The sequence below is a fragment of the Bradyrhizobium tropiciagri genome, from assembly GCF_018130505.1.
Lineage (GTDB): Bacteria > Pseudomonadota > Alphaproteobacteria > Rhizobiales > Xanthobacteraceae > Bradyrhizobium > Bradyrhizobium tropiciagri_B.
In genome coordinates this window covers 16,311-29,771 of the sequence record NZ_JAFCKH010000007.1, presented here as the reverse complement: position 1 = coordinate 29,771, position 13,461 = coordinate 16,311, and the positions used below count along the sequence as shown (strand labels likewise).

Here is a 13,461-nt window from a genome sequence, read left to right as displayed (position 1 = left end):
CCATGCACAGTAGCCGCCCCCGTAGCCCGGATGGAGCGCAGCGCAATCCGGGGCCGTCGCCAGACGCGAGAGCGGCCCCGGATTTCGCTTCGCTGCATCCGGGCTACGAAGCGCCTACTCCACGCCGCGGTTGAACTTGTTCGAGGTCGGCAGGCCGTGGGCGAGCCGGCCGGCGTCGGCGCGGTTGCCGCGCCAGTCGGCCAGTTCCTTCATGGTCATGCTGCGCTCGCGACCCGCGGAATCCTTCCAGGTCAGGCCGGTCTTGGAGTCGAACACGGCGACGTCGGACAGCGTCGCGCTGGTGTATTTCTGCAAGCGCACGCCGCGGCCACGGGCCATTTCCGGCACCTGGTCGAGACCGAACAGCACCATCTTGTGATTGCTGCCGATCACGGCGACGGTGTCGCCGGCCACGGTCGTGATCGCGCGGGCTTCATTGGGCATCTCGACATTGAGCACCTGCTTGCCCTTGCGGGTGTTGCTGACGCAGTCCTCTTCCTTGACGATGAAGCCCTGCCCCTCGCTGCTCGCGATCAAGAACTTGCGCTCGCCCTTGTTGACGAACAGCGCGATGATTGCGGCGTCCTGCTCGAGATCGATGAACATGCGGATCGGCTCGCCATGGCCGCGGCCGCCCGGCAGCTTGGCGACGTCGAGCGAGTAGAACTTGCCGTTGGTGGCGAACAGCAGCAGCTTCGACGTGGTCTCGGCATAGAACGAATGTTCGAGCTTGTCGTCGGTCTTGAAGGCGAGCCCCGAGAGATCCTCGACATGGCCCTTCAGCGTACGCACCCAGCCCTTCTCGGAGATCACGACGGTGCACGGCTCGCGCTCGACGAAGGCCTCCTCCATTGCGGCGAGATCGTGCTCGGGCGCATCGGCGAAGGTGGTGCGGCGCTTACCGAGCGGGGTCTTCGGCCCGAACATGTCGCGGACCTTGGTGACCTGCTCGCCGACCTTGGCCCATTGCTGCGCCTCCGAGCCGAGCAGGCCCTCGATGCCCTTCAGCTCCTTGCGCAGCTCCTTGTCCTCGCGGTTGATCTCCATCTCGTCCAGCCGGCGCAGATTGCGCAGCCGCATGTTCAGGATGGCCTCGGCCTGGACCTCCGTGAGCTTGAAGGTCCTGATCAGGACCGGCTTCGGCTCGTCCTCGGTACGGATGATCTTGATCACCTTGTCGAGGTTCAGGTAGGCGATCAGCTGGCCGCCGAGCACTTCCAGCCGGTGCTCGATCTCACCCTTGCGGTAGTTGGAGCGGCGGATCAGCACGTCGCGCAGATGGTCGAGCCATTCGCGCAGGCACTCGGCAAGGCCGACCACCTTCGGGATGCGGCCCTTGATCAGCACGTTGAGATTCAGCGAGATCTTGCTTTCCAGCTCGGTCAGCCGGAACAGCGATTCCATCATCAGCGCCGGATCGACGGTGCGCGACTTCGGCTCGATGACGAGGCGGATGTCCTCGGCGGATTCGTCCCTGACGTCACCAACCAGCGGCAGCTTCTTCTGGTCGAGCAGCTCGGCGATCTTCTCGACCAGCCGCGACTTCTGCACGAGGTACGGGATCTCGGTAACGACGATCACCCAGGTGCCGCGAGCGCCCTCTTCCTGGGTCCAGCGCGCGCGGGTACGGAACGAACCGCGGCCGGTGGTGTAGGCCTCGATGATCGCTTCCTTGGAATCGACGATGATGCCGCCGGTCGGGAAGTCCGGCCCCTTGACCCAGCGCAGCAGCGCCTTCGACTTGGCGTCCGGCTTTTCGATCAGGTGCAGTGCGGCGTCGCAGAGCTCGGCAGCATTGTGCGGCGGGATCGAGGTCGCCATGCCGACCGCGATGCCCTGGGAGCCGTTGGCAAGCAGGTTCGGGAAGCCGCCCGGCAACACGACGGGCTCTTTCGACTGGCCGTCATAGTTCAGCCGAAACTCGACACCGTCCTCGTCGATACCGTCGAGCAGCAGCCGCGCGACGTCGGTCATGCGGGCTTCGGTGTAGCGGTAGGCGGCCGGATTATCGCCGTCGATGTTGCCGAAATTGCCCTGGCCGTCGACCAGCGGGTAGCGCGAGGAGAAATCCTGCGCGAGTCGGACCATCGCGTCGTAGATCGCCTGGTCGCCGTGCGGATGGAACGAGCCCATCACGTCGCCGACGATCTTGGCCGACTTCTTGAACCCCGAGCCCGGATCGAGCCGCAGCAGCCGCATGCCGTACAGGATGCGCCGGTGCACCGGCTTCAGCCCGTCGCGGGCGTCCGGCAGCGCGCGATGCATGATGGTCGAGAGCGCATAGGCGAGATAGCGCTCCTCGAGCGCATCACGCAGCGGCACCTCGTGGATTTCGGCCGGCTCGTCCGGTGGTTTCTGTCGTTTTCCCATGGGCAGGCGTTAAACCGAGACGGTGAATCGGGCAAGACGCGAATCACCGGCAATTTAGGCCCCGAATCGGGCCTACGGAACCGCCGTGCGGCTCCGCCGCCTGGTCACGGCGTTGATAAATCCGTCACGCGCGTCGGAGTGGCCCTGGCCGCGCGGCTCCAGCACGTGGCGGAGCAAAAACAGGCCGGTGATCTGGAAGCCGTCGCGCAAATCCTGCTCCGACAGGCTGTTGGCGACCACCTCGCCGTCGCGCAGGAACGCCGGCAGTGGCAGCAGCCGGTCGGCCCAGGGCGCGCCGGCGGCGCGCGACACCGCACCGCCGGATTTCGGCGAGACGTAGATCAGGTCGCTGGTCGCGCCGGTTGCGGCGCAGTTTTCGAGATCGAGCCCGAAACCGAGCTCGGTCAGCATCGCCAGCTCGAAGCGGATCAGATGCACGGCGGCGACGCCGGCATCCTCGAAATCGTCGAGCGTCCATTGCAGCATCTCGTAGATGTCCTCATGCGGATCGCGCTCCGGCAGCAGCCGCGCCAGCGCCGCGAGATGCGTCACGCCGTACACCGCGTGCGAGGCGGCGAGCAGCGACGCCGCGCGCAGCCGCGTCCCCTCCAGCGTGTACATGCCGAGATGCTCGTCGAGCCGCGCCCGCCACACCGCGGTGACGCTGTTGCCCGGCTGCAGCAGCGGCCGCATTCGCGAGCTGGCGCCGCCGCGCACGAGGCCGAGATGGCGGCCATGCTCGCGCGTCAGCAGTTCGACGATGGCGGAAGATTCGCCATGCCGCCGCACGCCCAGCACGATGCCTTCGTCGGTCCATTCCATGATTGAGATCGTATCATGGTGGGTGGGCAAAGCCACCGGGTCGCGCGAACGCTCGCCCGATGACAGGCTCCGCGTGCCCACCACTTCCTGCGCTGCTCGTGGTGGTGGACACGGCGCCAACGCGCCTTTGCCACCCTACGAATCTAGGCGTCGAACCAGCCGTGCGCATCGCCGGTGAAGGAGAAATACAGCCCGGCCGTGGTCAGGATGCAGGACACCACCTCGATGCCGCTGTCGAGCTCCAGCCCGCGGTCGCCGATCACCTGGATCAGCGAGATCACCGACAGCACCAAAGCCGCCGCCAGCGCCCAGCGCGGCCAGTTCTTGCGGTGCTGCGCGGCCAGAAAGACGAAGTACATCAGCAGCAGGATCATCCCGCCGGCCATCAGCGTCGCCACCATGACCATCTGCTCGCTCATCTCGCCTTGCGGCGTGCGATCCTGGAACGCCACCGAGAGCGCATCCAGCGTCAGCGAGAGATAGAGCAGGATTTCAAACCACAGCACGTTTCTGGGCACGTTCATCGCAAACGCCGACTCTATTCCTTGGGGAATTCCAGTCCCATCTCGCGATAGCGGTCCGGGTCATCGCCCCAGTTCTCACGCACCTTGACGAACAGGAACAGATGCACCGGCACGCCCATGATCTCCGCGAGCTCGGCACGGGCCTGCGCGCCGATCGACTTGATGGTGGCGCCGCCCTTGCCGAGCACGATCTTGCGCTGGCTCTCGCGCTCGACATAGATCGTCTGCTCGATGCGGATCGACTTGTCCTTGCGGTCGGTCCAGCTGTCGGTCTCGACCGTCGACTGGTACGGCAGCTCCTGATGCAGATGGCCGTAGATCTTCTCGCGGGTGATCTCGGCCGCCAGATGCCGCATCGGCGCGTCCGACATCTGGTCCTCGGGATAGTGGAACGGCCCCTCCGGCACCATCTGCGCCAGCGTCCGCCTGAGATCGTCGACGCCGTCACCCGACAGCGCCGAGATCATGAAGGTGTGCTCGAAGCGCATCCGCTCATTGGCGGCCTGCGCCAGCGCCAGCAGTTTCTCGCGCTGCACGAGGTCGACCTTGTTCAGCACCAGGATCTTCGGATGCGCGACGGATTCGAGCTTGGCGAGAATCGCCTGCGCCTCCTCGTCGAGTCCGGCTTTTGCATCGATCAGCACGCAGACGAGATCGGCGTCATGGGCGCCGCTCCAGGCGGTCGACACCATGGCGCGGTCGAGCCTGCGCCGCGGCGCGAAGATGCCGGGCGTGTCGACAAGGATGATCTGCGCGCTGCCTTCGATGACGATGCCGCGGATCAGCGCGCGCGTGGTCTGCACCTTGCGCGAGACGATCGTGACCTTGGAGCCGACCAGCGCGTTGACCAGCGTCGATTTGCCGACATTGGGCGCCCCGATCAGCGCGACGAAGCCGCAGCGCGTCGCGTCCGGCTGCCCTTTCACGTCAGTCATGGGTGCCGACGCCTTCACGCTCGATCATCACGGATGCCGCTGCCTTTTCGGCCGCGCGCTTGTTGCCGCCGAGACCCTCGGCGGACTCGAGGCCCGGCAGGTCGACGGCGACGCGGAATTGCGGATCATGGTGCGGCCCTGTGCGCTCGACCTCGCGATAGACCGGCGTCGGCAGTCCCTTGCCCTGCGCCCATTCCTGCAACACGGTCTTGGGATCGCGCAGCGGCCGGCGCGGCTTGTTCATCCGCTCGGTCCAGTTGCGCTCGACGAACTGGCGCGCGGCCTCGACGCCGCCGTCCAGATAGATCGCCCCGATCACCGCCTCGCAGATGTCGCCGAGCACGGATTTGCGCAGGCGCGCGCCCTCCACCGCCTTGACCATGCCGAGCTTGATGTCGTCGAGCAGCCCGAGCGACTTGGCGACGTCGGCGCAGCTTTCCTTGCGCACGAGGTCGGCGAGCCGCTTCGACAATTCGCCCTCGTCGGCCTTCGGAAACGCCCGGAACAGCATGTCCGAGACGATCAGGCCGAGCACGTGGTCGCCGAGGAATTCCAGCCGCTGGTAGCTGTCGGCGCGGTTGCGGCTGGCCGGCTTGAGCGCGGAGACGTGGGTGAACGCGGTGGTCAGCAGCGCCGGATCGGAAAAGCTGTAGCCCAGGCGCGCCTCGGTCCCGGCGATCGCGGCCTTCTCCTCCGCGACCTTGGCGGCCTTGCTGCGCCGCTTTTTGGGCGCAGGCATGCCACCGGCGTCAGAGGTCTGGCTCGGCTCGCCGGGCGGCGGTTGGTTCTCGATGGCGGTCGTCTCGTCGATCATCGCACGATGGAGAATAGGCGATTCCACCGCACCGCGGTGGGCCAGCGCCAGAACATCCAGGCCTGCTCGCCCTCGGCAATCGAGAAGAAGATCATCTGGGCCCGGCCGATGACGTTCTCGAGCGGCACGTAGCCGACCGCCGACAGCACCCGGCTGTCGGTCGAATTGTCGCGGTTGTCGCCCATCATGAAGAAATGGCCTTCGGGCACGGTATAAACGTTGGTGTTGTCGTAGAAGCCGTTGTCGACGCAATCGAGCGTCTCATAGCTGACGCCGTTCGGCAGCGTCTCCTTCCAGCGCTTGACCTTGGCGACGGCGTCCGAGCCGCAGGGATCCTCGCCGACGAAGTCGCTGACGCGCTCGCGCTTGACCGGGATGTCGTTGATGTAGAGCAGCCCCTCCTTCATCTGGATGCGGTCGCCCGGCAGGCCGATCACGCGCTTGATGTAGTCGGTGGTGTCGTCCTTCGGCAGGCGGAACACGACGATATCGCCGCGGTTCGGGTTGGAGCCGAAAATGCGCCCCGAAAACAGCGGCGGCGACAGCGGGATCGAATAGTGGCTGTAGCCGTAGGAGTATTTCGAAACAAAGAGATAGTCGCCGACCAGCAGTGTCGCCTTCATCGATCCCGAGGGGATGTTGAACGGCTGAAACAGGAAGGTCCGGATCACCAACGCGATCAAAAGGGCATGGATGACGACGCGGATGGTTTCGCCCAAGCCGCTTTCAGATTTGGTCCCGGTGGTCGCGCTCATTGCTATCCCAATTCCCGCAGGCCCCGAGCCCGCGCGGTGGCAGAACGTTCTCACCACGCGAAGCGTTCGGCCTTCGCGTGAGGAAAATGGCCTTGAATTCTGATCTTGAGGGCAAATTCCGGCCAAAACCCGGAATTCGCGTCTCGCTCGATGTCTATCCCTGCGGCGTTTTAGACGGTTGTTCGCGAGGGTGCAATCAATCGCCGCCTCAAAACTTCGCAATCCATTGAAGTAACAAGGATTTTTTAGTTTTCTAAAGTTTTCAGGCGAGACCGCGGGACGACCCGACTCATTTAGCAGGGGTGACGGCCGAAATGATGACGAAGGCCTGCGCCAGCGGCCAGTCATCCGTGATCGAGAGGTCGATCCGGGCCTCCATCCCCGCGGGGGTGAGTTCCTGCAGCCGTGCGAGGGCTCCACCGGTCAGCCGCATGGTCGGCCGTCCGCCCGGCAGGTTGACGACGCCCATGTCCTTCCACCACACCCCGCGCCGGATACCGGTGCCGAGCGCCTTGGAACAGGCCTCCTTGGCCGCGAAGCGCTTGGCGTAGGTGGCGACCACCATCTTCTCGTTGTTGGCGCGGCGCATCGCCTTGGCGCGCTCGGCCTCGGTGAAGATGCGATCCAGGAAGCGCTCGCCATGGCGGTCGATCACCTTGGCGACGCGGGTGATGTCGATCAGGTCGGAGCCGATGCCGATGATCATGCGACGGAGGTACCTTGCAACTTGGCGCGGCCGCGATCCATCGCTGCCCGCATGCCGCGCACGGTCTCGGCTATGCCGACGAACAGCGCCTCGCCCATCATGAAGTAGCCGATGTTGAGCTCGCGAATCTCCGGCAGCGCCGAAATCGTCTCTGATGTCTCATAGTCGAGGCCGTGGCCGGCATGGACCTCGAGCCCGGCCGCATGCGCCAGCCTCGTGCCGTCGACGATGCGCTTCCATTCGGCATCGGCCTTGTCCTTGTGGCCGTCGACCACCGCATCGCACCAGCCGCCGGTATGGATCTCGATCACCGGCGCCTTCAATTTGGCGGCCATCTCGATCTGCCTGGGATCGGCGGCGATGAACAGCGAAACTCGGATGCCGGCGTCGCTGAGGCGGGCGATGAACGGCGCCAGCGCATTGTGCTGGCCGACGACGTCGAGGCCGCCCTCGGTGGTGAGCTCCTGGCGCCGCTCCGGCACCAGGCATACCGCGTGCGGCTTGGTCGCCAGCGAAATCCGCAGCATGTCGTCGGTCGCCGCCATCTCGAAATTCAGCGGCTTGGAGATCTCGGCCTTGAGGCGCGCCATGTCCTCGTCGCGGATATGGCGGCGATCCTCACGCAGATGCGCGGTGATGCCGTCGGCGCCCGCCGCGATCGCGGCCAGCGCCAGCCGCACCGGATCGGGCCGTGCCCCGCCCCGCGCGTTGCGCAGGGTCGCGACGTGATCGACATTGACGCCGAGGCGCAGCGGAGGAGTTTTGGACATTCTCTGACCCCTAACGTGTCATGCGCGGGCTCGACCCGCGCATCCATCTTCTCGAAAAGATGGGTTGCCGGGTCAAGCCCGGCAACGACGAGAAATCACCCCAGGGACATCATCCATTGACGCGTTCGACGCGTGCGACGACGGCCTTGGCGCGCAGCTGCGCGATGATAGCGCTGAGATGCTTGAGGTCATAGACCTCAAGATCGATGGTCAGCTCGGTGAAGTCGGGCGAGCGGCGCGACATGTGGATGTTGTCGATATTGCCGTCATGCTCGGCGATCACGGTGGCGATCTGGGCGAGACTGCCGGGCTCGTTGACATTGTGCACCAGGATCCGCGCCGGGAAGCGCTGCGGCATGGTCTCGTCGATGTCCCAGCGCACGTCGAGCCAGCGCTCCGGCTCCTCCTCGAAATCCTTCAGCGCCGGCGACTGGATCGGATAGATCGTGATCCCCTCGCCCGGCGTGACGATGCCGACGATGCGGTCGCCCGGCACCGCACCGCCGTTCGGCGCGAACTTCACCGGCAGGTCGGAATTGATGCCGCGCACCGGGATGACCGTCGCGACACGAGTCGGATGCGGCGCGGCATCCGGCTTCAGCTTGGCGGCGACGCCCTTCTTGGCGCCGTAGCGCACCAGCCGCTCTTCCTTGTAGTCGGGGTACATCGCCCGCGCGACGTCGGAGGCCTTGATCTCGCCGCGCCCGACCGAGGCCATCACGTCCTCGATCGAGGTGCGCGCCAGCCGCGGCAGCGCGCCCTTCAGCTTGTCGTCGGCATATTCGATCTTGGCGCGGTGAAACAGGCGATCGACGATGCGGCGGCCGAGGCCGGCATACTGGTCGCGCACCGCGTTGCGGGTGGCGCGGCGGATCGCGGCGCGCGCCTTGCCGGTGACGGCGAGCGCCTCCCAGGCCGACGGCGGCGCCGACTGCGCCTTCGAGGTCAGGACCTCGACCTCGTCGCCGTTCTGCAGCTCGGAGGACAGCGGCGCGAACTTGCCGTTGATCTTGCAGCCGACCGCGCTGGTGCCGACGTCGGTGTGAACGGCATAGGCAAAGTCGATCACCGTGGCCTGGCGCGGCAGCGCGATCAGCTTGCCCTTCGGCGTGAAGCAGAACACCTGGTCGTGGAACAACTCGAGCTTGGTGTGCTCGAGGAATTCCTCCGGGTTGGCGCTTTCGGAGAGGATGCCGATGGTGTGGCGCAGCCAGGCGAACGCGTTGGATTCGTGCTTCAGCCGCTCGTTCGGCGAGCCCATGCCTTCCTTGTAGAAGGCGTGGGCCGCGATGCCGAACTCGGCGATCTGGTTCATCTCCTCAGTGCGGATCTGCAGCTCGACGCGCTGCTTGCCCGGCCCGATCACCGTGGTGTGGATCGAGCGGTAGTCGTTCTGCTTCGGCGTCGAGATGTAATCCTTGAAGCGGCCCGGCACCACCGGCCAGGTGGTGTGGACGATGCCGAGCGCGCGGTAGCAGGCGCCGATGTCGTCGAGGATGATGCGGAAGCCGTAGATGTCGGACAGCTGTTCGAAGCCGACCGACTTGCGCTCCATCTTGGTCCAGATCGAAAACGGCTGCTTGCGGCGGCCGACCACGCGCGCGGTGATGCCGTTCTTCTGCAGGTTCTTCGAGAGCTGGGTTTCGATCTCGCCGATCAAATTGCGGTTGCGGTCGGCCAGCGCGTCGAGGCGCTGCTTGACCACCGCATAGGCTTCCGGATCGAGCACGAAGAACGACAGGTCCTCGAGCTCCTCGCGCATTTCCTGCATACCCATGCGGCCGGCGAGCGGCGCATAGATGTCGAGCGTCTCGTCGGCGATGCGGCGGCGCGATGCCGGCGGCACGAACTCCAGCGTGCGCATGTTGTGCAGGCGGTCGGCGAGCTTGATCAGCAGCACACGGACGTCGTCGGCGATCGCGAGCAGCAGCTTGCGCAGGTTCTCGGCCTGCTTGGCCTCGCGCGAGACCAGTTCGAGCCGCTTCAGCTTGGTCAGGCCCTCGACCAGCGCGCCGATCTCATGGCCGAACACATGGTCGATCTCGGCCCGCGTCGCCTCGGTGTCCTCGATCGTGTCGTGCAGCAGCGCCGCGACGATGGTGGCGTCGTCGAGCTTGAGGTTGGTGAGGATCGCCGCGACCTCGAGCGGATGCGAGAAGAAGGGATCGCCGGAGGCGCGGGTCTGGGTGCCATGCGCCTTCATGGCATAGACGTAGGCGCGGTTGAGCAGGTCCTCGTTGGTGTCGGGGTTGTAGGAGCGGACGCGCTCGACGAGGTCATATTGCCGCATCATCCGGGCCCGCGGCCGGGCCGGCTTTTCGGTCGTAGGCGAAGCCGGTGCCACCGCGACCGTCTCGGTCGCAGCCTGCATCTGGCTGGAACTGCGGCGTCGATACGCCATGGACTGTGATGCCTCCCGCGCGGGGCCACCCTGACCCCGCCTTGCTCAATCTAGTGCGTCTTCGAAAGAAGCAGCACCCCGCGCGAGAGCAGAACCGTTCAATTTCCCGCGCCTGCATAGGACGCATCTTAACTGCAAAATTGTCAACAAAAGCAAAGGCCCGGAGCGATGTCCGGGCCTTGCCACATTGATTGCGAAACTTTGCTGGAAGCCTATTCGTCTTCCTCGGGCTGCTCCTCCGGGGGCGCCAGGCCCTCGAGACCCTTCAGCAGCTCCTCCTCGGTCATCCGCTCGACCGCGACCTCGGTGTCGTCGGCATCGACGCTGGCGCCGGCGGAACCAATCAGCGGCACGGTGTCGGGCTCGGGCTCATCCACCTCGACGAACTTCTGCAGGGAGTGCACGAGTTCCTCTTTGAGGTCTTCCGGCGAGATCGTGGAGTCGGCAATCTCGCGCAGCGAGACGACCGGATTCTTGTCGTTGTCCCGATCAACCGTCAGTTGTGAACCCGACGAGATCATACGGGCGCGATGTGCCGCCAGCAGAACCAGGTCGAACCGATTGTCGACCTTATCAATGCAATCTTCGACGGTGACGCGAGCCATTGCGAGGCGCTCCGTGGTAAAAGGGACCGAACATGTTGGTTATGAGGGTTAGTTATAGGGCGGGATGGGGTTTCGCAAGGTAAAATTTGTGATTTGCCTTCCGAACAGGCTCTGATAACCGGGTATATTGGGGGCGGGACGGTCGAGGCAGCAAGCTTGCTACATGGCGAGGTTGCCAGGCCAGAGAAGTAAATCTCTCATTGCGGTGTCAAAAGTCTGGGCTTTTTGCCCTCGCCTCACCATAATTCCGGTGGTGACTGTCGTGGGGAAAGATTCACCGAACTTTAGGCAGCAACTAAGGAAATTGCGCGCGGTCGGTTGCCGCTGCGCTAAGAACACTAACAACCACGCGAGAACACTTTGATGTCGTCACCTGTTTCCAACAAGATCGCGCTCTTCATCGATGGCGCGAATCTTTACGCAACCGCAAAGACGCTGGGATTCGACATCGACTACAAGCGCCTGCTGAAGGAATTCCAGGGCCGCGGCACACTGCTCCGCGCATTCTACTACACCGCTATCATCGAGGATCAGGAGTACTCGTCGATCCGTCCGTTGATCGATTGGCTCGACTACAACGGCTACACCGTCGTCACCAAGGCGACCAAGGAATTCATCGACGCCAGCGGCCGCCGCAAGGTGAAGGGCAACATGGACATCGAGCTTGCCGTCGATGCCATGGAACTGGCCGAGCACATCGACCAGATGATCCTGTTCTCCGGTGACGGCGATTTCCGCTCCCTGGTTGAAGCCGTGCAGCGCCGCGGCGTCCGCGTCACCGTGATCTCCACCATCGCCAGCCAGCCGCCGATGATCGCCGACGAACTGCGCCGCCAGGCCGACGTCTTCACCGACCTCGTCGAGCTGCAATCCAAGCTTGGCCGCGATCCGTCCGAACGTCCGGCTCCGCGCGAGCCGCGCCACCACTCCCCGCAATTCCTGCAGCGCGCGACCACCATGGCCCCACGGGGAGCCGATGACGATTTCGACGAGTAATCTCGTCAACCCCGCCACCCGACCCGACAGCAACTGTCAGCTTTGCCCCCGGCTCGCCGACTTCCGCGCCGAGGCGCGGGCGCGCCAGCCGGGCTGGTTCAACTCGCCGGTCGACTCGTTCGGCGATCCCAACGCCCGGCTGCTGATCGTCGGGCTGGCGCCGGGGATGCAGGGCGCCAACCGCACCGGCCGCCCGTTCACCGGCGACTATGCCGGCGACCTGCTCTACGCGACCTTGCTCGAATACGGCTTTGCCAGTGGCGTCTATCAGGCGCGACCGGACGATGGCATGAAGCTGGTCGACTGCCGGATCAGCAATGCGGTGCGCTGCGTGCCGCCGCAGAACAAGCCGCTGCCGGCAGAGATCAACACCTGCCGCCAGTTCCTCAGCGCGACCATCGCCACGATGCCGAAGCTGCGCGCGATCGTGCTGCTCGGGCGCATCGCCCACGAATCAACGGTGAAAGCGTTGGGGCTTCGCCTGGCGGCAACGCCCTTTAAGCACGGTGACGTGCATATAGCCGGGCAGTTTAAGCTCTACGACAGCTATCATTGCTCGCGCTACAACACGAACACCGGCGTGCTGACGACGGACATGTTCCGCAAGGTGTTCGCAAGCGTGCGGAAGGAACTGGGCTGAGGCCGTAGAGCGTAGGGTGGGCAATGGTGGGCACGCTGCGCTTTGCTCACCCTACGCACCTACGCCAACTCTACCGAGGGTTGTCCTTCAGCCATTCCAGCACATCGCCGGCGTTCCGGTCCGGCGGGAACACCGGGTAGAACACGCGGGTGATGCGCGCGTCGTCGATCACCAGCGCGAGCCGCTTGATCAGCGTCAGCCCGGCGACCGACATCGTCGGCAGCCGCAACGCGCGGGTCATCTCCAGCGCCTCGTCCGACAGCACCGGGAACGGCAGATGCAGCCGCGCGGCCATCTCGGTCTGGTAGGCATTGCTCTGCGTCGACAGGCCGAACACCTGCGCGGCGCCGGCCGCCTTCAACTCGGCGAACAGGTCGCGGAACGCGCAGGTCTGCGGCGTGCAGCCGCGCGCGCCGGGGATCATGTCCCAGTCATCGACCAGGCCGATCTTGCCGGGCTCACCAGTGCGCGGATAGGCGAACACCACGGTGCGGCCGTCGAGCGCCGACAACGTCACCGACGTATCGTTGGTGGCGCGCAGGGTCACCGGCGGGACGGCCATGCCGGTGAGATGCGCGGCTCCACCGTCGTCCGTCGGCGCCGGGATCTTGCTCCAGTCGACTTCGGTGAGGCTGGGTTGAGTCATGTCCTATCCCCGCGCCCGCATCAGGCGGCCCTTCTCGCGACTCCAGTCGCGCTTCTTCTCGGTCTCGCGCTTGTCGTGCAGCTTCTTGCCCTTGGCGACCGCGAGCAGCAGCTTGGCACGGCCGCGTTCGTTGAAATAGAGTTTGAGCGGAATGAGCGTCATGCCCTCGCGGTCGACCGCACCGAGCAGCTTGTTGATCTGCTTGCGGTGCAGCAGCAGCTTCCGCGGCCGCTTCGGCTCATGGTTGAAGCGATTGGCCTGCAGATATTCCGGGATATTGGCGTTGATCAGCCAAATCTCGCCGTTCTTGGAGTCCGCATAGGACTCCGCGATCGTGCTCTTGCCGTTGCGGATCGACTTCACCTCGGTGCCGGTCAGCGAGATGCCGGCCTCGATCGTGTCTTCGATTGCGTAGTTGAAGCGGGCCTTTCGGTTCTCGGCGACAACCTTGATCGGGCGTTCGTTCTTTTCGGCCAC

The 13,461-nt window shown here is 65.0% G+C and carries 14 protein-coding genes; 2 read left to right on the top strand and 12 right to left on the bottom strand.

Translation table 11 applies throughout. The annotated features are described in order from the left end of the window. Positions 1-114: 114 nt before the first annotated feature. From parC to rpoZ, 10 genes are all read right to left on the bottom strand, one after another. Positions 115-2,370, bottom strand: coding sequence for a DNA topoisomerase IV subunit A (gene parC / locus JQ633_RS18375; protein WP_211986473.1), 2,256 nt, complete (start codon positions 2,368-2,370; stop codon positions 115-117). A gap of 72 nt (positions 2,371-2,442) precedes the next feature. After that, complete coding sequence (gene recO, locus JQ633_RS18370) at positions 2,443-3,192, bottom strand: DNA repair protein RecO (RefSeq protein WP_211986472.1); 750 nt, start codon at positions 3,190-3,192, stop codon at positions 2,443-2,445. A gap of 143 nt (positions 3,193-3,335) precedes the next feature. Beyond that, positions 3,336-3,716 carry a hypothetical protein gene (locus tag JQ633_RS18365; protein ID WP_211986471.1) on the bottom strand — a complete coding sequence of 127 codons (381 nt, stop codon included), beginning with the start codon at positions 3,714-3,716 and terminating at the stop codon, positions 3,336-3,338. Between the two features lie 14 nt (positions 3,717-3,730). Further along, positions 3,731-4,651, bottom strand: a complete 921-nt coding sequence (gene era, locus JQ633_RS18360) for a GTPase Era (protein WP_211986470.1) — start codon at positions 4,649-4,651, stop codon at positions 3,731-3,733. Next, the gene (gene rnc / locus JQ633_RS18355) at positions 4,644-5,465 is read right to left on the bottom strand and encodes a ribonuclease III (RefSeq protein ID WP_211986469.1); all 822 of its coding nucleotides are present in this window, start codon (positions 5,463-5,465) and stop codon (positions 4,644-4,646) included. Before rnc ends, era begins: the two co-directional genes overlap by 8 nt. After that, positions 5,462-6,220 (bottom strand): signal peptidase I, encoded by a 759-nt coding sequence (lepB, locus tag JQ633_RS18350; protein ID WP_211986468.1) that lies wholly within the window; start codon positions 6,218-6,220, stop codon positions 5,462-5,464. The genes rnc and lepB overlap by 4 nt, the downstream gene beginning before the upstream one ends. Before the next feature lie 289 nt (positions 6,221-6,509). Further along, complete coding sequence (acpS, locus tag JQ633_RS18345; RefSeq protein WP_211986467.1) at positions 6,510-6,926, bottom strand: holo-ACP synthase; 417 nt, start codon at positions 6,924-6,926, stop codon at positions 6,510-6,512. After that, the gene (locus tag JQ633_RS18340; RefSeq protein WP_211986466.1) at positions 6,923-7,696 is read right to left on the bottom strand and encodes a pyridoxine 5'-phosphate synthase; all 774 of its coding nucleotides are present in this window, start codon (positions 7,694-7,696) and stop codon (positions 6,923-6,925) included. Before JQ633_RS18340 ends, acpS begins: the two co-directional genes overlap by 4 nt. A gap of 109 nt (positions 7,697-7,805) precedes the next feature. Next, positions 7,806-10,097 (bottom strand): RelA/SpoT family protein, encoded by a 2,292-nt coding sequence (locus tag JQ633_RS18335; protein ID WP_211986465.1) that lies wholly within the window; start codon positions 10,095-10,097, stop codon positions 7,806-7,808. 212 nt (positions 10,098-10,309) lie between these two features. Then, complete coding sequence (rpoZ, locus tag JQ633_RS18330) at positions 10,310-10,702, bottom strand: DNA-directed RNA polymerase subunit omega (protein WP_016844003.1); 393 nt, start codon at positions 10,700-10,702, stop codon at positions 10,310-10,312. 363 nt (positions 10,703-11,065) lie between these two features. Between rpoZ and JQ633_RS18325 the strand changes: the two genes are divergently transcribed. Then, positions 11,066-11,698 carry an NYN domain-containing protein gene (locus tag JQ633_RS18325; RefSeq protein WP_050400972.1) on the top strand — a complete coding sequence of 211 codons (633 nt, stop codon included), beginning with the start codon at positions 11,066-11,068 and terminating at the stop codon, positions 11,696-11,698. Next, entirely contained in the window at positions 11,679-12,338 is a 660-nt protein-coding gene (locus JQ633_RS18320; protein ID WP_211986464.1) for a uracil-DNA glycosylase, read from the top strand. The genes JQ633_RS18325 and JQ633_RS18320 overlap by 20 nt, the downstream gene beginning before the upstream one ends. Positions 12,339-12,408: 70 nt before the next feature. Here the strand turns inward: JQ633_RS18320 and JQ633_RS18315 are convergent, their stop codons facing one another. Then, positions 12,409-12,984 (bottom strand): peroxiredoxin, encoded by a 576-nt coding sequence (locus tag JQ633_RS18315; RefSeq protein WP_211986463.1) that lies wholly within the window; start codon positions 12,982-12,984, stop codon positions 12,409-12,411. Positions 12,985-12,987: 3 nt separating this feature from the next. After that, complete coding sequence (gene smpB, locus JQ633_RS18310) at positions 12,988-13,461, bottom strand: SsrA-binding protein SmpB (RefSeq protein WP_076834415.1); 474 nt, start codon at positions 13,459-13,461, stop codon at positions 12,988-12,990.